Source organism: Georgenia sp. Z1344, from assembly GCF_049856295.1.
Taxonomy (GTDB): Bacteria; Actinomycetota; Actinomycetes; order Actinomycetales; family Actinomycetaceae; genus JB111.
Genome location: NZ_JBNDMZ010000018.1, coordinates 1 through 19901, shown reverse-complemented (window position 1 = coordinate 19901; position 19901 = coordinate 1). Strand labels below are relative to the sequence as shown.

Here is a 19901-nt window from a genome sequence, read left to right as displayed (position 1 = left end):
CCCGGACACCGGAATGTCGCACGTACTGTCGGTGCCGCGTGATTAGATCGTGTCATGACGAACCCGCCGAACTCCGGCTCGCCCGAGTACCCCGGAACTCCGCAGCCTGACGAGAACCAGCCCGCCGAGGCGGAGGACGACGTCGAGGCGACCATGCTCGCGCGTCGCCCCATGCCGACCTACGGCCAGCAGCAGCCGCCCGCTCAGCAGGGTGGCTACGGGCAGCAGCCCCCCGCCCAGCAGGGTGGCTACGGGCAGCAGCCGCCGGCCCAGCAGGGCGGTTACGGCCAGCAGCCGCCGGCCCAGCAGGGCGGTTACGGCCAGCAGCCTCCGGCCCAGCAGGGCGGCTACGGCCAGCAGCCTCCGGCCCAGCAGGGCGGCTACGGGCAGCAGGCTCAGCAGCCGATGTCCGGACAGTCGCCCGACCAGGCGCCCGCGGGCTACGGCCAGTCGACCTCGCCCGCCTACGGGCAGGGCAGCTACGGCTCCCCGGCCGGCGGTTCGCCGAGCTCCTACGGTTCGCCCGCGCAGCACGAGTCGGCAGCCTCGGCCGGACAGGCCGCCGGCTACGGCGGCAACGCCTACGGCGCACAGGGCGGTCAGGGCTCCTACGGAGAGGCCGGCGCCTACGGCGTGGCGACCTCCACCTCGGCCAAGGCCGGCGGGCCCATCGGGCCGTTCAGGCTCTTCCCGCCGGCGATCTCCGGCTGGGTGATGCTCGGCGTCGCGGTGCTCTCCATCCTCGCGCTCGTTCTGCCCTGGGCATCCGTGGAGTACTCGTTCTTCGGCGAGACGACGAACGACAGCGGGAACGGGTTCGGCGAGTACACCGGCTATGCGGTCATCATCCTCCTGGCCGCGCTCGCCGCCGGCGCCGGTGGTGTCCTCGTCGCCATCCGGCAGAAGGTGGCCATCGGCACGCTCGCGGCGGCAGGTGGCGGTGTGCTCATCTTCCTGCTCGGTCTGATCGGCTTCATCGACGTCGCGGGTGACGTCGGCACCGCCAACGACGCGATCGGAGACTCCGGCGCGGGCGGCGCGAGCCTCGGATTCGGTGCGATCCTCATGCTGATCCTCGCGATCGCTGCGCTCGGTGTCGGCGCCTGGATCGCCCTCACGTCGCTCGGCACCATCAAGGGTGGCGAGACCCCGTCCGGTCAGCCGGCCGGCGCGGGCGGCGGCTACGGCCAGCAGGGCGGATACGGCGGCGGCCAGGCCGGCGGCTACGGCCAGCCCGGCGGTCAGCAGGGTGGCTACGGCGGTGGCCAGGCCGGCGGCTACGGCCAGCAGGGCGGCTACCAGCCCGGCGGCTACGGCCAGGGCTGATCCACCACCCCTGACGCCAGCCCCGACCCAGCACCTCGGGGGCACGCTCCCACCCGGACGGGCGGTCCGGCGCACTCGCGCCGGACCGCCCGTCCGTCGTCGTAGCGGACCACCCGCCCTCCGTCGTCGTGGCAGACCACCGGCCGTCCGTCGTCGTCGGGTATTCCGGACGGCGTGTCCGGCGAATGCCCTTGCCCCGGTTCTATGACACTGGTTTACTCCGAGTGCACCACGCGCTGACCATCACCATGAGATCCGCGCGCCCGGCTCACGACACCGAGGCAGGTGGACGCACAGATGCGTTCCAGTTCCGAGTCCATGTCCGAACGAGACCAGCCGGGCGGCCCACCCGGCACCCCACGCCGACGACGACGTTGGACCGCCCGGATGGCGGCCGCACTGGCGGGGGCGACCCTGCTCGGCGGCGCCGCCGTCGGCCCGGCAGCGGCACGGGCCACCGGCGGCGAGGTCGGCGGCTCCGGGGACGACTACTTCCTGTCGAACTCGATCCAGACCGTCGGCGAGATCGAGTTCACCTACGGCCGGACCGGCGACCGCCTCTACGTGGGCGACTGGGACGGGGACGGAGCCGACTCCCTCGCCGTCCGCCGGGGACGCGTCTACCACCAGCGCAACTCGCTCAGCGGCGGCGCCGGCACCCAGGTGGCGTTCGGCAGGGACAGCGACACCACGTACGTGGGCGACTGGGACGGGGACGGCCGGGACTCGTTCGCGGTGCGCCGCGGCAACGTGTTCTACATCCGCAACGCGGCCGGCTCCGGCGGCCACGACGCCGAGCTCGCCTACGGTCGCGCCTCGGACCAGGTGCTCATCGGCGACTGGGACCGCAACGGCCGCGACGACGTCGCGACCCGCCGCGGCAACCACTACTACTTCCGCACCTCGCCCGGCAGCGGCCCCGCCGACCGCGAGGCCACCTACGGGCGGGCGAACGACGAGGTGCTCGTCGGCGACTGGAACGGCGACAACTTCGACACGCTCGGCGTGCGCCGCGGGAACGCGTACTACCTGCGCAACGCCATCACCAGCGGCATCGCCGACGTCGAGGTCAACTACGGCCGGGACGACGACGTGGTGCTCGTGGGCGACTGGGACGGCAACGGCACCGACACGCTCGGCGTGCGACGCCCCCCGGCCCCGCCGCCTCCGCCGCCCCCGCCCGCCCAGTACCCGATCGCGTCCTACGGGACGCTGCGCACGGGTCAGCCGGCCCACCATGTCGTCCATGCCGACGCGGTCCGCGAGCGCACCCTGCGCCTGCCCGGGTTCGACCTCTGGCTCACCCCGCGCACCGAGTTCGACTGGCCCTGGGCGATCCCCAACAGCGCGAACACGCGCGGCATCGTCGCCGAGGCCTTCTGGTTCGCCCGCGGTGACTACGCCCGGATGATCGCCAAGGTCGACCGCTGGGAGGGCTACGACCCCGCGCTGCCCCTGAGCCGGATGAACTACACCCGCCAGCTGCGGGGGACCGACGTGGCCGGCCAGAACGCGTGGGTCTACGTCGCCACCCCCTGGCGCGTGGCCTACGCGCACGACATCGGGTGGATCGTCCGCAACGGCGACTACGTCAACCGGTACTGAGAGGAGAACGACATGCGATCGATCATCAAGCCCCTGCTCGCGGGCGGTGCCGTCCTCGGCGTCGGTCTGCCCCTGACGTTCACCCTCGCCGCCGACGTGGACGTCGCGCGCACCACGCCCGTCGACGCCGCGGGCGACCCCGTCCCGCTCTCGCTCGCCGAGGAGGTGCCCGACGACGCCGGCTCGCTCCTGCCCGACGGCGTGGCCACCACCACGGGCACCCTGCCCGGGACCGACACGAGCGGGTCGTCCACCGACTCGAGCACCGACGGGCCGGACCCCGGGCCCGACGACGCCGCGCCCCAGCTGGTGGGCGACCACCTGCTGCGCGAGGTCGGCCAGGTCGCGGGCCTGGCCGACGACGCCGGTGAGCCGCTGGTCGAGCTCGTCGTCACGTCGATCGAGACGGCGCAGACCTGCCCGAGCCGGGTCGACGAGCAGTTCGACCCGGTCAACGGGCACTTCCTCGTCGTCGAGATCACCGCCGCCATGGCGGAGGCCGCCGGCGCCGACGCCGAGAACCCCGAGGACGTGTTCCTGCCGCTCGCGGCGGACTTCTTCACGGTGCTCGGGCCCGACGGCGCCGAGCAGCCCGGCACGCTCACCGACGCGTCGTGGTCCTGCTACACGATCGACGAGCTCGTGGCTCCGTCGCTCCTGCCCGGGGAGACGGACTCCGGCTATGTCGTCCTCGACGTAGCCTCCGAGACCGGCACGCTCGTCTACGACCCGTCCGGCACCGGCAGCGGCTGGGCCTGGGAGTACTGACGAGACGGATCCGTGGCCGGCCGTGTGCCGGCCACGGATCCGTTCGCTATAGCCAGCCGTGCTCGCGGGCGACCTGCGCGGCCTGGGCGCGCGTCGACGTCGACGTCTTCCCGATCGCGCTCGAGAGGTAGTTGCGCACCGTCCCGGGGGAGAGGTGGACGGACGCGGCGATCTCGGCGACCGGGGAGCCGTCGAGCGCGGCCCGCAGGACGTCCCGCTCCCGCTCGGTCAGCGGGTTCGCCCCGGCGGCGAGCGACTCCGACGCGAGCGAGGGGTCGACCACTCGAAGCCCGGCGTGCACGCGGCGCACGGCCTCGGCGAGCTCGCCCGCCGGCGTGTCCTTGACGACGAAGCCGCTGGCCCCGGCCTCGAGCGCCCGGCGCAGGTAGCCGGGCCGGCCGAACGTCGTCACCACGAGCGACCGGGTGCCCGGCAGGCCGGCGGCGAGCTCCCTGGCGGTCTCGATCCCGTCGAGGCCCGGCATCTCGATGTCGAGCAGGCACACGTCGACGTCGGCGGCACGGGCGGCGTCGACCACCTCGTCACCGCGGCCGACCTGGGCGACCACCTCGATGTCGGTCTCGAGGTCGAGCAGGGCGGCGAGAGCGCCGCGGACGAGCGCCTGGTCGTCGGCGAGCAGCACCCGGATCACAGGTGGACCTCCAGTCTCGTGCCGGCCCCGTCCGGACCGGCGCCTACCTCGACGGTGCCGCCGGCCTGGCGGACGCGCTCGCGCAGGCCCCGCAGGCCGTTGCCCTCGCGCCCGGAGACGCCTCTTCCGTCGTCGTCGACCGTCAGTCCGGAGTCGCTCCAGCGCACCGTGCACGTGGCCGCCCCCGAGTGCCGCACGACGTTGGTGACGGCCTCCCGCAGCGCCCACGCCATGGTGATGCGGTGCCTCGGGTCGACGACGTCCGGGTCGTCGGGGAGGTCGGCGGCGATGCCGGCACCGGACAGGGCGACCGCGGCCGCGTCGAGCTCGTCGGTGAGCCGCGCGACGCGCAGGCCCGCGACCGTCGCCCGGATCTCGGCCAGCGCCTGCCGGGAGAGGGACCGCACCTGGGCGATCTCCTCCTTCGCGCGCACCGGGTCCCGGTCGACGAGCCGCTCGGCGAGCTCGGACTTCACGGTGATGACGGTGAGCGAGTGGCCGAGGACGTCGTGGACGTCGCGCGCCACGCGGTCGCGCTCCTCGGTCAGCGCCAGCTCGGCCTCGAGCTCGTGCTGGCGTGCGGAGCGCTCGTCGAGCGCCACGGGGATCGAGCACGCGACCGCGACGAGCAGGATGATCGGGCCGTAGAGCCACCACGGGGCGTCGTCGGCCGCGCCGAAGAACCACGGCACGACCATCGCGGCGCTGATGGTCACGGCGGTCAGGGTCCACGCGACCAGTGGCGGCAGCGTGAAGGTGACGAGGGCGACGACGTAGGTCGCCATCGCGATCGCGTCCACGCCGAGCGGGATCGCCACGAGGGCACCGATCCCGACGAGGATCGCGAGGTGGACGAGGCCGTGCCGCACGCGCTCCGGGCCGGCCCGCTCGGGCAGGTTCCGGAACGCGTGGACGTAGACCAGCGCGAACGCGACGATGAGCACCAGGCCGGCCACCTGTACCCAGGGTGCGTGGCCCTCCACGAGAAGGGCCCCGATCGGGAAGGCGAGGAAGACGAGCCAGATGGCGGCCATGAGCCAGCCGATCCGGTCCCACGGGTCACCGGAGGCGGCGACGGCCCGCGAGGGACCGGCGCCGGCGTCGGTCGGCCCTCCGGCGACCGTCGACGCACCGGCGTCGGGTGCGGCTCGTGTGCCGGCGTCGCTGTGCGGCCGGGCGGAGGGATCCGGCGTCACCGCGCCGTCGGCCTCGGGCGTGCGGCCGCGGCCCGGGGCGGTCGCCGTCCCGGACCGCGCGAACGGGTCGTCGGTCACTGCCGCGACCGTCCGCGGCGCACGCTCCACACCGCCAGGGCGGCGAACACGATCGTCCACACGAGGAGGTTAACCACCGGGACCCAGAGCGGCTCCGCGGGGCCAGGGTCGCCGATCCCGGTCTGCAGGGGAACCCCGTCGGTGACCGGGCGGCGGGCCAGGGCGACGTAGCCGTACATCGGGGTGAACTTCGCGATCTGCAGCATGATCCCGGACAGCGGGAAGAAGACGTTGCCGAGGAACGCGACGACGACGAGCATGCCCGACGCGGCGCCCACCGATCCCTCGCTGCGGAAGATCTGGCCGACGGCGAGTCCGAAGAACGCGAACGTCACGGCCCCGACGACGATGACCACGGCGGACAGCGCCCATGCCGTGGGGTCGCCCGACGCGCCGGTCAGCGCACCGAGGAGGTAGATGAGGGCGACGGGGACGAGCGCCACCACCAGTGCGACCGAGGCCTTGACCGCGACGAACCCTGCGTCGGTCATCGGTGTGAGCCCGAGCTGGCGGCCCCAGCCCTGCATGCGCTCGACCGCCGCCATGCCGCCGAGCGAGGTCGTGGCGGTGACGGCGCCGTAGGCGGCCATCGCGATCATCACGGTCATCGCCACGTTGCCGTGGGCGAGCTCGACCTCCCCGTAGGACTGGACCGCCCCGAAGATGACGTAGAGCAGGGCGGGCAGGATGCCGACGAAGAAGAGCGTCGTCACGTCGCGGCTCAGCCGCGTCATCTCGATCCGGAAGTATGTCGCGTTCATCGGGTCGCTCCGATCGAGGTGGTGGCGGTCCCTGGGGCGGGGTCGGTGGAGGCGCCGGTGTGCGCCGTCGTCGTGCTCGTCGTTCCGGTGGGAGAGAACAGGTCGTCGATCTCGTCGGCCGCAGCGACGTCGTCGCCGGTGATCGCGACGAACGCGCTCTCGAGCGAGCCCGCCGTGATCTCGAGCTCCGATCCGCCGAGCTCGGTGAGCAGGAGGCGCGCGACCGCGTCGGAGTCGGCCGCGGCGACGCTCAGCCGGCTGCCGGACGTCGTCACGGTGCGCACGCCGGGCCGCTTCCGCAGGTCCCCGGCCACGGCCTCGAGGCGGGCCGGGTCGACGGCGGCGCTCACCGTCCGGCCGGTCGCCCGTGCCCGGATCTCCTCGGTCGAGCCGTCCGCCACCACCCGACCGCGCGCGACCATGACGATGCGGTCGGCGAACGCGTCGGCCTCCTCGAGGTAGTGGGTGGCGAACACGATCGTGCGGCCGGCGTCGGCGTCGGCGTGCATGGTGGCCCAGAACTCGCGTCGCGCGGAGACGTCCATGCCCGCGGTCGGCTCGTCGAGGACGATGAGGTCGGGGTCGGGCAGGAGTGCGAGCGCGAACCGGACCCGCTGCTGCTCGCCGCCCGAGCACTTCGAGATCCGTCGCCCCGCGATGCCCTCGATGCCGGCGCGCGCCATGACGTCGTCGACCGGCTCGTGGGTGGGGAACGTCGAGGCGATGAGCGTGACCGTCTCGCGGACCGTGAGGTCGCGCAGCAGGCCGCCGGACTGGAGGACCGCCGAGACCCGGCCGGCGGCGACGGCCTCGCGCGGGGAGCGCCCGAACACCGTGGCGGAGCCGGCGCTCGCCTCGGTCAGGCCGAGCACGATGTCGAGGGTCGTCGTCTTGCCGGCGCCGTTGGGGCCGAGGAAGGCGACGACCTCTCCGGGGCTGATCGTCAGGTCGAGCCCGTCGACGGCGCGGACGGTCGAGGCTCCCGATCCGAAGGTCTTGCGCAGCCCGACGAGCTCGACGGCCGGTGGTACGGCGGTCCCAGGTGTGGTCATGGCCCGAGCATCGCCGGACCGCGCGTGCTCCCACCATGGGGTCGTGTCACGAGGTCCGTGTGACACCTGTCAGTCGGGGCGGTCGGGGGACGCGGTGCCGGGAGCTGCGGCGTCGTCCCGACGGGGCTGGGATCACCGGTCCTTCGGCCCGCGGGCGCGGAGCTCGATCCAGAGGCGGTCGTCGTCGCGGACGAGGACACCGTGGCGCCGGTCGAGGCCCGTGCCCGGCGCGGAAACGGACCACCGGCGAGACGCCCGGCCTCGGGTCGGGTACCCCGGGCGCGGGATCGACGAGGTGCATGCGCGCCCGACCGCGCCCCGCGGACCTCACCCGGACGCGGACGGGTGGGCCGAGCGGCGTGGTCGGCGCGCCGAGCAGCCGCCGTTGCCACCTCCGGGTCATGACGATGGTCAGTGCACCGCTCCCGGCGGCGGCCAGCGCCAGAGCGACGCTGCCGAGCACGAGACCGACCCGGATCGAGGTTGGGGAGTCGGGCGACATGCTCCCGTCGGGTGCCACCCAGACCTGGACGGGGTCGCCCACGGCGAGCGGGTCGTCGCACCGGGAGTAGGAGTCGCGACCGGGAACGCCGTCGACCGTCCAGCTCACGGTCACGTCGAGGCGGTCGGTCGACCGCCCCCGGCAGCTGCCGTCGGTCGTCACCTGCTCCACCCGCGCGGTGACCTCCTGGCTCCGGCCGAGCAGGTGGTCGAGGCTGCCGGTGGCCGCCGCGTAGACGCCGATCGGGACGAGGGCGAGCAGCACCGTGAGGACGGCGACGACGATTCAGTTCCGGCGCGCGCGCCGACCGTCGGCGTCCCGCAGCGCCTCGATCTCCTCGGGCAGCACGGCTCAGAGCGCCCGGAGCGCGCGGGCGCGCACCGGTGGCGTCGTCGCGGGGGTGGGCATGCCCCGATCCTACGGTCGGGCGAGCGCCGGTCAGGCGGCGGGCCGGTCGAGCAGGTCGGCGAGGATCGCGCGGAACCGCTCCGGGTCCTCCAGGTGGGGGCTGTGGCCGATCCCGGGCAGCACGATCTCCTCGTAGCTGCCGCCGTTCGACGCGAACGCGTCGAGCACGGCCCGGGTCTGGCCGACCATCGGCTGGGCGGGGTAGACCTCCGGGCCGGGCCAGCCGGGGACCGCGCCGAGGCTGCCGAGGTGCCCGAACTCCAGCAGGGACGTGTCGGAGACGATGACGTCGGCGTCCCCGCGGACCCAGGCCACCGGCCCCACGCCCCGCACGTCGGCGAACGTCGAGAGGTCGTAGTACCTCGGCGAGAGGGCGTTGTTCATGCCCGCGGTGCCGGGCGCGACGCCGGGCCAGTTCTCCGACGTCGTCGTGTCGCCGGGGTAGTGGTCCTCGCCGATCCGCGTGGACAGCACGGAGTCCAGGAGGAGGTCCTCGTCCTCGACCTGTGCGCCTGCGGCCACGTAGGTCTGGCGGAACACGCTGAGCGGGGAGACGGGGGTGTCGGTCGACCGGTCGCCGGCGGCGATCGCGGCGGCGAAGTCCGGGTTCGCGGTGCCGCCGCCGGACCCCGCGAAGTCGGGCCAGTGCGGCGTGCCCGCGACGTCCTTCGTGCCCCCGAAGCCGTAGGGCGAGGCGGGGGCCTCGAGCAGCATGCGACCCACGCGTCCCGGGTGGTCGACGGCGAGCTGCATGACCACGCCGGCGCCGGCGGAGTGGGCGACGACGTCGACCTGGCCGATCCCGAGCGCGTCGAGCAGCGCCACGAGGTCGTCGGAGAAGTCGCGCATCCCGCGCGTGGCGTCGATCGGTGCCGGTTCGGTGTCCCCGTAGCCGCGCAGGTCCGGGGCGATGCCGCGGCGCCCGCCCGGCAGGGCGCCGAGCAGGTGGTGGAAGAACGCCGACGACGAACAGTTGCCGTGGACCATCAGCACGGGCAGGTGCTCCGACGCCCCCTCGGGGTCGGTGTCGCGGACGTGGACGCGGATCCGCGCCGTACCGACGTCGTGCTCGTGGATCGTCATCGCAGGGCTCCCTCGAGGGCGGGGCGGAGGATCTCGGCGAGGTCCGTCGCACCCCGGTCGGACATGACGACCGTGTAGTGGTTGGTGTCCAGGCTCCACACCACGTGGACGCCCGGCAGCTCCGCGGACCAGCGGTGGACCTCGTCCGCGGTGTAGAGCGGCTCGGCGTCGAGCAGCCCGCGCGGGGCGTGGACGAAGGTCGTCGGGCGCGCGGCGGGGTCGAGCGCGTCGAGGGCCTCGCGCACCGAGGTCCCGCCCACGAGCTCGACCTGGTCCGCGTGCAGCGCCTCGACCGCGGTCGCCGGCCGCAGACGCCCGTCCGGCGTCGGCTCGAGGTCGTGGTCGGTGTAGGCGTCGAACCGCTCGTCCTCGACCCCGGCAAAGGCCGGGTGGTCCCGCCAGAAGTCGCGGTACCCGGCGCGGTCGGCGAACGTGGCGCGCAGCCGGTCGGCCGCCGGCCCGAGCGTGGCGTCCATCGCGTCCTGGGGATCGATCCCCTCCGGCGCCCGCAGCGGGAGACCGCCGTCGACGAGGACGAGCTCCGCCACGAGGTCGGGGTGCCGGTGGGCGAGGACGAGCGAGACGAAGGCGCCCATCGAGTGGCCCACGACGAGGTGCGGCCCGTCGTCGAGCCCCCGCAGCACGGCGGCGAGATCGTCGGTGTGCGCGGCCATCCCGTAGGGGCCACCGAGGCCCGAGGAGCGTCCCCGTCCGCGCAGGTCGGGGGCGACCACCCGTACGTCCGGCAGGGCGTCGGCGAGCCACGCCCAGGCGGCGTGCGAGGACGTGACGCCGTGGACGGCGACGACGGTGGGGGCTTTCGACGGCGCCTCCCACGTGTGGACCGCGAGCGCGCCGCCGGTGACGGCGACGTCGCTGCGGACGGGGCTGCGGCTCACTTCGCGTGCCACCCGCCGTCGAGCACGAACGAGGCGCCGGTGGCCATCGAGCCGTCCGCGCCGACGATCCACGACACGAGCGAGGCGACCTCCTCGGGCTCGACGAGCCGCTTGACCGCCGCCTCCTTGAGCAGGACCTTTTCGAGCACCTCGTCCTCGCCGATGCCGTGCGTGGCGGCCTGGTCGGCGATCTGCTTCTCCACCAGCGCGGTGCGCACGTAGCCCGGGTTCACGCACACCGACGTCACGCCGTGCTCGGCGCCCTCGAGCGCGGTCACCTTGCTCAGGCCCTCGAGCCCGTGCTTGGCGGTGACGTAGGCGCTCTTGAACGGGGAGGCGACGAGCCCGTGGACGGAGGAGAGGTTGACGATCCGGCCCCAGCCGGCGGCGTACATGTGCGGCAGCGCGGCGCGGACGAGGAGGAAGGGCGCCTCGAGCATGATCCGCTGGATGCGGCGGAACGCCTCGGGGTCGAACTCGTGGATGGGCCGGACCACCTGGATGCCCGCGTTGTTGACGAGGATGTCCGCCTCGAGCGAGAGGTCGTCGAGGGCGCGCGTGTCGTCGAGGTCGACGACCCAGCTCTCGCCCCCGATCTCGCCGGCGACCCGCTCGGCGGCGGCCTCGTCCCGGTCGGCGACGACGACGGTCGCGCCGTCGGAGGCGAGGCGGCGGGCGACCGCGGCACCGATGCCGGAGCCACCGCCGGTGACCACTGCGCGCTTGCCGTTGATGCTGCTCACGGGGTGTCTCCTTGCGTGTCGGGGGTGGTGCCGGGCCCGGCGGGAGGCCGGAGCCCGCGCTCGACCATGGCCATGGTCGAGTCGAAGATCTTCTCGGGCAGCCCGTGCTCGACGGACCGCTCCTCGTCGTCGGAGGTGGTCTCGCGCTCCCACATCACCCAGCGCATGCCGACGAGCTCGCCGACCCCCATGAGGGCCCAGGCCACGGCCTCCGGGTCGAGGTCCTCGGCGACCTCGCCGGCCTCCTGGGCGGCGCGCAGCCCGGTCGTGTAGCCGCGGGCGATGGTCTCGTAGTGCATGTGGAGGACGTCCGAGGCGACGAACTCGGCCTGCCGCATGATCCGGTAGAGGGCCGGGTTCTCCGCGGTGAACCGGAAGAACGCGGCGAACCCGGCGCGCTCGGCGGCGATGCGGTCGGTGTGCTCGGAGGACGCGGTGAACATCGCGCGGCGCACGCGCGAGTTGAGGTCGCGCACCACCTCCTCGAACACCGCGAGCTTGGTGTCGAAGTAGAGGTAGAACGTCCCCTGGCCCACGCCCGCGCGGTCGGTGATGCGTGCGACGGAGGCGTCGTGGAAACCGTGCTCGGCGAACACGTCCGTCGCCGCGGCGAGGATCGCGGCCCGGGTGCGCGTGCCGCGGGCGGTGGTCGGGCGGGTGCTCATGCGTCGCTCCTCGTCTCTCGGGGGCCGACCGGGTCGCCGGACGGCAGGGGAAGTCGTGCGCGGTCGACCTTGAGCAGCGTGATGCGGGGCAGCTCGTCGACGAACGTCACGTACCTCGGGCACTTGTACGCCGCGAGGCTCTCCCGGGCGTGCGCGACCACGGACCGTGCGTCGAGGTCCGCGCCGGGACGGGCGACGACGACAGCGTGCCCGACCTCGCCCCAGTCGGTGTCCGGGACCCCGACGACGGCGACGTCCGCGATCCCCGGGTGCGCGCGCAGGACGGACTCGACCTGGGCGGGGGAGACGTTCTCCCCGCCCGTGATGTACATGGCCGAGCGGCGGTCGACGATCCGCACGTACCCGGCGTCGTCGCGCTCGGCGAGGTCGCCGGTGCGCAGCCAGCCGTCGTGGAACGCCGCCCGGGTCGCCTCGGGGTCGTCCGCGTAGCCGGCGAACACGGCGGGGCCGCGCACGAGCAGCTCCCCGGTCCCGGCGCCGTGGTGGACCTCGCCGCCGGTGAGCAGCGCGACCTCGACGTGGGCGTAGGGGCGCCCGACGGACCCGACGTGGTCGCCCGCCTCCTCGGCGGGCAGCACGAGCACGTTCGGCGCGGCCTCGGTCAGCCCGTAGCCCTGGAACACGCGCACGCCCCTCGACTGCCAGACGGCGAGCAGGTCGTGCGGCATCGGGGCGCCGCCGACGATCGCATGGGTGAGCCCGTGGAGGTCGGCCGAGGCGAAGTCGGGGTGCTCGGCGAGCATCCGGTAGTGCGCCGGGACGCCCATCATCGTCGTCACGCGGCGGCGACTGAGCAGGTCGATGACGGCGCCGGGGTCGAAGTCGGGCTCGAGGACGACGGTGGCGCCCGTGCGCCAGGCGAGCAGGGGCTGCACGTTCCAGCCGCCGGAGTGGAACTGCGGCATGATCCCCAGCACGACGTCCTGGCTGGTCATGCCGGTGGCGTCGCCGAGGGACGCGTTCGTCCAGTAGCAGTTGGCGTGGGTGAGCAGCACGCCGCGCGGGCGGCCCGTCGAGCCCGAGGTGTACAGCAGCAGGACGGGGTCCTCGTCGGCGGGGACGGACGCGCCGGGGGGTTCGTCGTCGGGCGTGCGGGGTTCGTCGTCGTCGGGCGTGGGAGCGTCCGCGCCGGCCGGACCGACCGAGGCTCCCCGCGCCGGGACGGCGGACTCGACGCCGTCCGGTCCCAGCAGCGCGAGCGGCGGGGGAGTCGGGGAGGCCGAGGCCGCGGCCCGCGCCGCCCCCTCGAGCTCGGCGGAGGCGAGGAGGAGGGCCGGCCGGCAGTGCGCGACGAGGTCGGCGAGCTCCGCGCCGGCGAGCCGCCAGGACAGCGGCGCGAGGACGAGGGCGGCCTTCGCGCAGGCGAAGAACGCGACGACGTGGTCGGTCGAGCTGCGGGTGAGCGTGGCGACCCGGTCGCCCCGCCGGTAGCCGGCCGCCCGCAGCGCCTCGGCCAGGGCGCTCGAGCGGTCGTCGAGCTCGCGGTACGTCAGCAGCCGGCCCCGCTCGTCCACCGCGATGCGCCCCGGCGCGAGGCGCGCCGAGGCGCTCACCCAGCGGCCGACGGTGTGTCCGCCGGGCGCGGGTGCGCGCGTGTGGTCGAGCGGGCGGGTGGGCATCAGGCCACGTCCTCCAGCCGGGCGCGGGAGGCGCGTGCGCCGCCGGTGCGGCGACCCGTCAGGCGGGCCCACAGGCGCGTGAGACCGCCCGCGATGCCGCCGGGGGTGAACAGGACGACGAGGATGAACAGCGCCCCGAGGATGAAGTTCGGCTCGGACAGCGGGATCTCGAGCCAGGCCGGGAGGGACTGGATCGACTCCGTGGCCGCGAGGGTCGAGAGCCGGCTGACGAGCAGCGTGTAGACGATGGCGCCCGTGATCGCGCCCCAGCGGGACCCGACGCCGCCGAGCACCACCATGATGAGGACCGAGATCGTCATGTCCGCGCTCGTGGTGTGCGGGGTCGCCGTGGACTGCAGGAGCACGTACGCCATGCCGACGATCGCGGCGAGCACGCCGGCAAGGCCGAAGGTGAGGACGCGGATCGGGTAGGGGCCCTGGCCCATGACGCGCACGCGGGTCTCGTTCTCGCGGGTGGCCTCGACGACGTGGCCGGCGCGTGAGGACTGGAACCACGTGACGACCACGTAGACGAGGACGAGGATCGCCAGCGCCAGCCAGAACATGTGCTTGGTGTTGAGCACCCCGACGAGCAGGTCGGGCACGTCGGCGGTCTCGAGGCGCAGGCCCTCCTCGCCGCCGGTGATCGCGGAGCCGCGACGCACCGCGACGTTGCCGGCCTGGGCGAACGCGAGGGTGACCATCGCGAAGGACACGCCGGCCACGCGCAGCGAGACCGCGCCGACGACGTGGGCGAGGACCGCGACGCCGAGGACGACGAGGACGATGGCCACGGCGAAGTCGATCTCGTACTTGAGCAGCAGGGCGAGCCCGTAGGCGCCGGCGCCGAAGTAGAGGGCGTGGCCGAAGCTCAGCATGCCCGCCACCCCGTAGACGAGGTGGTAGCTCAGCGCGAGCGCGGCGTAGAGGAAGCACAGCGCGAGCAGGCCGAGGGCGCCGGGGAGGTAGGTCGGCCCGGGCAGGACGCCGGGGACGCTGATGTTGAGCAGCGGCAGCAGGCCGGCGAAGACGACGAGGACGACCCCGACGACCGCGGGCGCCACCCAACTACGGCGCACGCCGGTGCGCGGCGGGACGCTGGTGGGCGTGGCGGCGGTGGCGCCGGAGCGGGTGGCGCCGTCGGGGCCGGTCGTGGGCGCTGTCGCCGGTCCGGTCGTGGCGGACGCGTCCTCGCCGCGGTCGCGGGTGGTGGTGGCCGCGGTGGCTCCGGTGGTGCCGCCGGTGGCGGTGGGATCGGTGGTCATGCGGTCCTCCCCATGAGGCCGGCCGGTCGGACGAGAAGCACCACGGCGAGCAGCAGCACCGCGACGAGGTCGCCCACGCCGAGGTAGGCGTTGGCCAGCTGCTGGAGCACCCCGACGAGGACGGCGGCGATCGCCGCGCCCAGGAGCGAGCCCATGCCACCGATGACGGTGACGATGAAGGCGAAGATGAGCATCGTCTGGCCCAGGTGCGCGGACGTGTACTGGTAGAAGTGCGAGGCGAGGACGCCGCCGAGCCCGGCCGCGGCGCCGCCGATCGCGAACATCAGGGTGAACGAGCGGCGCACGTCGATGCCGAGCGCCGTGACCATCGACCGGTTCTCGACGCCGGCGCGGATGATGAGCCCGTACCGGGTGTAGCGCAGGAACAGGGCGAGGGCCGCGAGGACGAGGCCCGCGGCCACGATGAAGACGAACATCGAGTTCGGGACGTTCGCGCCGAGGATCGACGTCGTGCGGGTCATCCACGCGGGCGAGGTGAGCGAGAAGTCGGCGTTCGAGCCCCAGATGCCCTCGAAGAGGGCGATCCCGCCGAGTCCGAGGCCGACGGTGACGAGGACCTGCTCGATGTGGCGGTTGTACAGGGGCCGGATGAGCAGGAGCTCGGTGAGCGTGGCGAACACGGCGCCGACGAGGACGCCCGCGAGCAGGGAGACGAGGAAGCCGCCCCACGTGCCCGCGCCGACGATCTTGGCGACCTCCCAGCCGACGAGGCCCGAGAGGGAGAGGAACGCGCCGTGGGCGAAGTTGAGCACGCCCATGAGGCCGTAGATGAGGGAGAGCCCCGAGGCGGCGAGGAAGTACAGCGCCCCCAGGCCGAGGCCCGTGAACAGCAGGAGGACGAGGGTGCTCATCGGGGGGCCTCCGCCCGGTCGTGGGTGGCGCCGGCGCCTGCTCCGGCGCCGGCGGTGGCGGGCTGCTCGTGCGAGCCGACCCCGAGGAGGCGGGAGACGGCGTCTGGGTCCGCGAGGAGCTCGGCGGCGGGGCCGGTGTGGACGACGTGCCCGGCGTCGATGACGATCGCGTCCGTGGCGAGCTGCTCGATGACGGGCAGGTTCTGCTCGACCAGCAGGACCGGGACGGTCTGCGCGGCGATCGCCAGGGCGTCCGCCACCTCGTTGACGATCCGCGGGGCGAGGCCCTTGGTCGGCTCGTCGACGAGGAGGAGGCGGTTGTCGTTGAGCAGGGCGCGGGCGAGGGAGACCATCTGCTGCTGGCCGCCCGAGAGCGTGCCGGCGCGCTGGCCGGCACGGGCCACGAGGTCGGGGAACAGCTCGTCGACGAGCTCGCGGCGCTCGGGGTTGCCGCCGTCGCGCTCGGCGAGGCGCAGGTTCTCGGCGACGGTCAGGGTGCCGAAGACCTCGCGGTCCTCGGGGACGTAGCCGATGCCGCGCCGCACGATGGCGTGCGTGTGCAGCCGGTCGATCCGCTCCCCGGCGAACGTCACGGTGCCGGTGCGCTCGATGAGGCCCATGACCGCCTTGATCGTCGAGGTCTTGCCGACGCCGTTGCGGCCGAGGACCGCCGTCACGCCGGTGGCGGGCACCTCGAAGGAGACGGACTCGACGACCTGCTGGCCACCGATGTGGGCGCGCAGCTTCTCGACCGTGAGGACCGCGCTCATGCGGCACCTCCGAGGTAGGCGGACTTCACGCGGGGGTCGTTCATGATCGTCTCCGGTTCGTCGACGGCGAGCACCGAGCCCTGGTGGAGGACCGCGACGCGGTCGACGAGGCCCATGACGACGTCGACGTGGTGCTCGACCATGAGGACCGTGGTCGAGCGGGTGCGGTGCAGCCGTCGGATGACCTCCACCAGCGAGGGGACGTCGGAGCGGGAGACGCCGGCCATCGGCTCGTCGAGCAGGATGACCTTCGGCTCCATCGCGAGGAGCACGGCGATCTCGAGCTTGCGCTTGTCGCCGTGGGACAGGCCGCCGGCGGTGACCGCCGAGCGGTGCCCGAGGTCGACCTCGTCGAGGCGGTCGAGCGCGACCTTGGCGGCGGCGTCGTTCCGGGTGGGGAAGCGCAGCACCGACAGGCCGCCGCCCATCGAGGTCTGGGCCGCGAGGCGCACGTTCTCCAGTGCGGTGAGCGCGGGGAACAGGCTCGAGGTCTGGAAGGTCCGGCCGATCCCGGCCCGGGCGCGGGTGTGGACGCGGGCGCGGGTGATGTCCGTGCCGTCGAGCAGGATCCGGCCCGCGGTGGGCCGGTGGATCCCCGAGATCATGTTGAACAGCGTGGTCTTGCCGGCGCCGTTGGGGCCGATGACCCCGAGCATCTGGCCGCGCGGGACGTCGAGGTCGATGTCCGTGAGGATCTTCGCGCCGCCGACCTGGAAGTAGAGGCCGGCCACGCGCAGGGCGACGTCGTCCGGTGTGGTCGGTGCAGCGTACGGATCGGTGTCCGGACCGGAGTCCGTGGGGGTGCTCATCGGCTGCCTCTCTGGCGGGTACGGGGAGGGCGCGGGACGGGGGCGGCGCGCTGTGCTGCGCCGCCCCCGACGCGGTCGGTCAGGAACCCTCGGCCACGGGCGGGGCCGCGTCCTCGGCGGAGATCGTGTCGACGAGCTCGGGGACCCATTCGCCGTCCTGGTCGACCAGGTGGGCGTGGAACATCGGCTGCAGCAGCGCGTGGTCCTCCGGGCGGATCGAGTAGTCGCCCTTCGGGCCCTCGAACTCCCAGCCTTCGAGGGCGGAGACCATCGCGTCGACGTCGTCGGCCGCGCCCTCCTCGATGGCCTGGACGATCATCTGGGCGGCCGTGAAGCCGTCCGGCGTGAAGAGGTCGACGGTGCCGCCGGCCGCCTCGACGTGCTCGATCATCGCGGCCTCGATGTCGTTGCCGCCGGCGCCCGCGAAGTAGTGGTTGAGGAAGTCGATCTCGCCCGAGCCGTCGCCGAAGGCGTTGTAGGTCGAGACGTCGCCGAGTCCGGTGACGACCGTGGTCGACTCGAGGACGCCCTGCTGCGAGAGCGACTGCCACATGGCGCCGGAGGTGGCGCCCGCCCAGGCGACGAACACCATGTTCGGCTCCTCGCCCTGGATCTGCGTGGTGAACGGCGTGAACTCGGTGACGTCCTCGGGCACGAGCACGGGCACGACCTCTGCGCCCTGCTCGCCGAGCACGGCCGCGACGGCGGCGACGTTGCCCTGTCCGAACGCGTTGTCCTGCGCGAGGACGACCACGGTCTGGCCGTCGACGTCCGTGAACTGGCCGGCCGTGGCCACGTCCTGCAGCGACTGGCGGCCCGAGCGGAAGGTGTACTCGTTGATGCCGGTGACGGGGTCCGCCGCGGCAGGGCCGGAGACGTAGAGGATCTGGTTCTGCTCGGCCTGCTCGGCGAGCGCGAGGGCGATGCCCGACGACGCCGTGCCGGTGATGATCTGCGTGCCCGCGCCGATGACGTCGCGGGTGTGACCGAGCGCGGTGTCGACCACGCCGGCGTCGTCGAGGATCTCGACCTCGATCTCGTGGCCGCCCGCGACGCCGGTGCCGTCGGTGGCGTAGTCGAGGCCGGCCTCGAAGCCGTCGACGAACGCCTCGCCGTAGGCGGCCAGGGGGCCGGTGGTCGAGGTGATGAGCGCGACGGGGACGGGGTCGCCCGTGGCCTCGCCGCCGCCGGATCCCGACTCGCCGCCGGACTCGGAACCGCCGTCCGCCTCGGCGTCGTCCTCGCTGGGGGCGCACGCGGCGAGAGCGGTCGCGGTCGCGACGCCCGCAGCCAGGGCCAGGATCTTCGTGCCTACTCGCATGATTCCGCCTTCGTTGGTGGAGAGGTGCGGACCGACGGGGGCTGTCCGACCGCAGAACCTGACGAGTGATTCAGGTGTCAGTATGGTGCGGACGGCGAGCCCGCGTGTCAAGCCCGACCCGCCGACCGCCCCTCTCGTCGAGATTGATCCTTCTATGTTTCGTCAAGCGGCCATGGTGGGTTCGGGGGTGCTGTTGAGGGTGCGGTAGATGCGGCGGGCGAGGTAGCGCTTGAGGCAGCGGCGGATCTCGGCCTTGGTGCGGTGCTCGCCGGCGCGGCGTTCGACGTAGGCGCGGGTCTCGGGGTCGTGACTCATCCGGGTCACGACCGCGGTATGCAGGACGCGGTTGAGTTGCCGGTCGCCCCCGCGGTTGAGGCGGTGTCGCACGGTGTTGCCCGAGGAGGCCGGGATCGGGCTGACCCCGGCCAGGGCCGCGAACGCGGCCTCGGAACGCAACCGGCCCGGGTGGGAGAACACGGTCAGTGACACGGCCGCGGTGATCGGCCCGACACCATGCATCTCGAGCAGCGGCGCGGCCAGGCTGGACTTGACCAGAACGGTGATGCGCTTCTTGTTCGTGGCGAGCTCGACGTCCAGGGCCAGGATCTGGGCGGCCAGGCGGACGGCCTCGCTGCGGGCGGTCGCGGTGGCGATGTCCTCATCGCGCTCGCGCCACCGGCTGATCATGGCGATCACCTTCTTGCCCGGGGCCCGGCGCGCATCGATACCCAGGTCGCTGACGCGCAGCAGCGCGGTCAGCGCGTTCGTGGCCGCGGTACGTTCGCTGTTCATCTGCTCGCGGGCGGTGAGCAGGACCCGCAGCGCGGCCCGGACCCCACTAGCGGCGCGGAGGTGCCGCAGCCGGCTGACCTGAAGCGGGAGGACGGCGGCCGCGATGCGGTAGGCATCCAGGGCATCGGACTTACCCACGCCCCGGTTCCCGCGCGGGTTCATCCGCGCGGCCTCCACGACCTGATAGCCGGCGTCCTGGACAACGCCGGCCAGGGTCGCGCCGTAGGACGCGGCGCCCTCGATGACCCACAACGCGGCCATATCGGCCCCGGTGCGGCGAGCGGCCCAGGCGATCGCGCGGGCCATGCCCGCAGGCGTGGTCGGGAACTGGGCAGAATCGATCAGCTCGCCGCGGGCGGCCAGCACCGCCAACGAATGGGTCTGGGCGTGGGTGTCGACCCCGATGACGAACGGATGGGAGTGCGCGACGATAGCCATAGCGGCCTGGTGTCCTTCCTACCAATGAGTGGATGGTCTGGTCGCTGGTGGCCGGTGCCGTTCTGGGTAGGAGTCACCTCGGGACAACACTGTGACGAGTCACGCCACACCAGTGGCGGACAACCTTCTGATCAGGTCTCCGAGATGGGCCAGGACGGTGCCGGCCACCCCACCCATGGGCGGACAGATCAATCTCCAGACACCCCCAACAAGGGGTCTGCGGTTCGCCGAGTCACACCCACGAGCGGAACGACCA

The 19901-nt window shown here is 73.5% G+C and carries 18 protein-coding genes; 3 read left to right on the top strand and 15 right to left on the bottom strand.

Translation table 11 applies throughout. From position 1 onward, the window contains the following. Positions 1-54 precede the first annotated feature (54 nt). The 3 genes from ACPYO6_RS15985 to ACPYO6_RS15975 all read left to right on the top strand — a co-directional run bounded on the left by ACPYO6_RS15985 (position 55) and on the right by ACPYO6_RS15975 (position 3699). Positions 55-1326: a hypothetical protein gene (locus ACPYO6_RS15985; protein ID WP_425715785.1), complete on the top strand. Its 1272-nt coding sequence runs from the start codon at positions 55-57 to the stop codon at positions 1324-1326. A gap of 387 nt (positions 1327-1713) precedes the next feature. Further along, on the top strand, positions 1714-2931 hold the full coding sequence (locus ACPYO6_RS15980) for a gamma-glutamylcyclotransferase family protein (protein WP_425715784.1): 1218 nt from the start codon (positions 1714-1716) through the stop codon (positions 2929-2931). Between the two features lie 12 nt (positions 2932-2943). Beyond that, positions 2944-3699 (top strand): hypothetical protein, encoded by a 756-nt coding sequence (locus ACPYO6_RS15975; RefSeq protein WP_425715783.1) that lies wholly within the window; start codon positions 2944-2946, stop codon positions 3697-3699. A 46-nt stretch (positions 3700-3745) separates the two neighbouring features. Here the strand turns inward: ACPYO6_RS15975 and ACPYO6_RS15970 are convergent, their stop codons facing one another. The 15 genes from ACPYO6_RS15970 to ACPYO6_RS15900 all read right to left on the bottom strand — a co-directional run bounded on the left by ACPYO6_RS15970 (position 3746) and on the right by ACPYO6_RS15900 (position 19645). Next, positions 3746-4351 carry a response regulator transcription factor gene (locus ACPYO6_RS15970; RefSeq protein WP_425715782.1) on the bottom strand — a complete coding sequence of 202 codons (606 nt, stop codon included), beginning with the start codon at positions 4349-4351 and terminating at the stop codon, positions 3746-3748. Then, positions 4348-5625 carry a histidine kinase gene (locus tag ACPYO6_RS15965; RefSeq protein ID WP_425715780.1) on the bottom strand — a complete coding sequence of 426 codons (1278 nt, stop codon included), beginning with the start codon at positions 5623-5625 and terminating at the stop codon, positions 4348-4350. Before ACPYO6_RS15965 ends, ACPYO6_RS15970 begins: the two co-directional genes overlap by 4 nt. After that, positions 5622-6386 (bottom strand): ABC transporter permease, encoded by a 765-nt coding sequence (locus ACPYO6_RS15960; RefSeq protein ID WP_425715778.1) that lies wholly within the window; start codon positions 6384-6386, stop codon positions 5622-5624. Before ACPYO6_RS15960 ends, ACPYO6_RS15965 begins: the two co-directional genes overlap by 4 nt. Further along, on the bottom strand, positions 6383-7438 hold the full coding sequence (locus ACPYO6_RS15955; protein WP_425715776.1) for an ABC transporter ATP-binding protein: 1056 nt from the start codon (positions 7436-7438) through the stop codon (positions 6383-6385). The genes ACPYO6_RS15960 and ACPYO6_RS15955 overlap by 4 nt, the downstream gene beginning before the upstream one ends. A gap of 940 nt (positions 7439-8378) precedes the next feature. Beyond that, positions 8379-9431: an alpha/beta fold hydrolase gene (locus ACPYO6_RS15950; RefSeq protein WP_425715775.1), complete on the bottom strand. Its 1053-nt coding sequence runs from the start codon at positions 9429-9431 to the stop codon at positions 8379-8381. Next, positions 9428-10330 carry an alpha/beta hydrolase gene (locus ACPYO6_RS15945; RefSeq protein WP_425715774.1) on the bottom strand — a complete coding sequence of 301 codons (903 nt, stop codon included), beginning with the start codon at positions 10328-10330 and terminating at the stop codon, positions 9428-9430. The genes ACPYO6_RS15950 and ACPYO6_RS15945 overlap by 4 nt, the downstream gene beginning before the upstream one ends. Beyond that, positions 10327-11073 carry a 3-hydroxybutyrate dehydrogenase gene (locus ACPYO6_RS15940; RefSeq protein ID WP_425715773.1) on the bottom strand — a complete coding sequence of 249 codons (747 nt, stop codon included), beginning with the start codon at positions 11071-11073 and terminating at the stop codon, positions 10327-10329. The genes ACPYO6_RS15945 and ACPYO6_RS15940 overlap by 4 nt, the downstream gene beginning before the upstream one ends. Next, positions 11070-11738 carry a TetR/AcrR family transcriptional regulator gene (locus ACPYO6_RS15935; RefSeq protein ID WP_425715772.1) on the bottom strand — a complete coding sequence of 223 codons (669 nt, stop codon included), beginning with the start codon at positions 11736-11738 and terminating at the stop codon, positions 11070-11072. The genes ACPYO6_RS15940 and ACPYO6_RS15935 overlap by 4 nt, the downstream gene beginning before the upstream one ends. Then, positions 11735-13378 carry a class I adenylate-forming enzyme family protein gene (locus ACPYO6_RS15930; protein ID WP_425715771.1) on the bottom strand — a complete coding sequence of 548 codons (1644 nt, stop codon included), beginning with the start codon at positions 13376-13378 and terminating at the stop codon, positions 11735-11737. The genes ACPYO6_RS15935 and ACPYO6_RS15930 overlap by 4 nt, the downstream gene beginning before the upstream one ends. After that, positions 13378-14643 carry a branched-chain amino acid ABC transporter permease gene (locus tag ACPYO6_RS15925; protein WP_425715770.1) on the bottom strand — a complete coding sequence of 422 codons (1266 nt, stop codon included), beginning with the start codon at positions 14641-14643 and terminating at the stop codon, positions 13378-13380. Before ACPYO6_RS15925 ends, ACPYO6_RS15930 begins: the two co-directional genes overlap by 1 nt. Next, positions 14640-15515, bottom strand: a complete 876-nt coding sequence (locus ACPYO6_RS15920) for a branched-chain amino acid ABC transporter permease (protein WP_425715769.1) — start codon at positions 15513-15515, stop codon at positions 14640-14642. The genes ACPYO6_RS15925 and ACPYO6_RS15920 overlap by 4 nt, the downstream gene beginning before the upstream one ends. Next, the gene (locus ACPYO6_RS15915; RefSeq protein ID WP_425715768.1) at positions 15512-16285 is read right to left on the bottom strand and encodes an ABC transporter ATP-binding protein; all 774 of its coding nucleotides are present in this window, start codon (positions 16283-16285) and stop codon (positions 15512-15514) included. Before ACPYO6_RS15915 ends, ACPYO6_RS15920 begins: the two co-directional genes overlap by 4 nt. Then, positions 16282-17094 carry an ABC transporter ATP-binding protein gene (locus ACPYO6_RS15910; RefSeq protein WP_425715767.1) on the bottom strand — a complete coding sequence of 271 codons (813 nt, stop codon included), beginning with the start codon at positions 17092-17094 and terminating at the stop codon, positions 16282-16284. Before ACPYO6_RS15910 ends, ACPYO6_RS15915 begins: the two co-directional genes overlap by 4 nt. A gap of 79 nt (positions 17095-17173) precedes the next feature. Beyond that, the gene (locus ACPYO6_RS15905; protein WP_425715766.1) at positions 17174-18415 is read right to left on the bottom strand and encodes a substrate-binding domain-containing protein; all 1242 of its coding nucleotides are present in this window, start codon (positions 18413-18415) and stop codon (positions 17174-17176) included. A 162-nt stretch (positions 18416-18577) separates the two neighbouring features. Continuing rightward, positions 18578-19645: an IS110 family transposase gene (locus ACPYO6_RS15900; protein ID WP_425715765.1), complete on the bottom strand. Its 1068-nt coding sequence runs from the start codon at positions 19643-19645 to the stop codon at positions 18578-18580. Between the last annotated feature and the right edge of the window lie 256 nt (positions 19646-19901).

Coding starts and splice junctions, on each gene's coding strand:
- ACPYO6_RS15975 (WP_425715783.1), top strand. CDS start 2,944: ATGCGATCGATCATCAAGCCCCTGCTCGCGGGCGGTGCCGTCCTCGGC.
- ACPYO6_RS15980 (WP_425715784.1), top strand. CDS start 1,714: ATGGCGGCCGCACTGGCGGGGGCGACCCTGCTCGGCGGCGCCGCCGTC.
- ACPYO6_RS15905 (WP_425715766.1), bottom strand. CDS start 18,415: ATGCGAGTAGGCACGAAGATCCTGGCCCTGGCTGCGGGCGTCGCGACC.
- ACPYO6_RS15920 (WP_425715769.1), bottom strand. CDS start 15,515: ATGAGCACCCTCGTCCTCCTGCTGTTCACGGGCCTCGGCCTGGGGGCG.
- ACPYO6_RS15925 (WP_425715770.1), bottom strand. CDS start 14,643: ATGACCACCGATCCCACCGCCACCGGCGGCACCACCGGAGCCACCGCG.
- ACPYO6_RS15930 (WP_425715771.1), bottom strand. CDS start 13,378: ATGCCCACCCGCCCGCTCGACCACACGCGCGCACCCGCGCCCGGCGGA.
- ACPYO6_RS15910 (WP_425715767.1), bottom strand. CDS start 17,094: ATGAGCACCCCCACGGACTCCGGTCCGGACACCGATCCGTACGCTGCA.
- ACPYO6_RS15915 (WP_425715768.1), bottom strand. CDS start 16,285: ATGAGCGCGGTCCTCACGGTCGAGAAGCTGCGCGCCCACATCGGTGGC.
- ACPYO6_RS15950 (WP_425715775.1), bottom strand. CDS start 9,431: ATGACGATCCACGAGCACGACGTCGGTACGGCGCGGATCCGCGTCCAC.
- ACPYO6_RS15935 (WP_425715772.1), bottom strand. CDS start 11,738: ATGAGCACCCGCCCGACCACCGCCCGCGGCACGCGCACCCGGGCCGCG.
- ACPYO6_RS15985 (WP_425715785.1), top strand. CDS start 55: ATGACGAACCCGCCGAACTCCGGCTCGCCCGAGTACCCCGGAACTCCG.
- ACPYO6_RS15955 (WP_425715776.1), bottom strand. CDS start 7,438: ATGACCACACCTGGGACCGCCGTACCACCGGCCGTCGAGCTCGTCGGG.
- ACPYO6_RS15960 (WP_425715778.1), bottom strand. CDS start 6,386: ATGAACGCGACATACTTCCGGATCGAGATGACGCGGCTGAGCCGCGAC.
- ACPYO6_RS15900 (WP_425715765.1), bottom strand. CDS start 19,645: ATGGCTATCGTCGCGCACTCCCATCCGTTCGTCATCGGGGTCGACACC.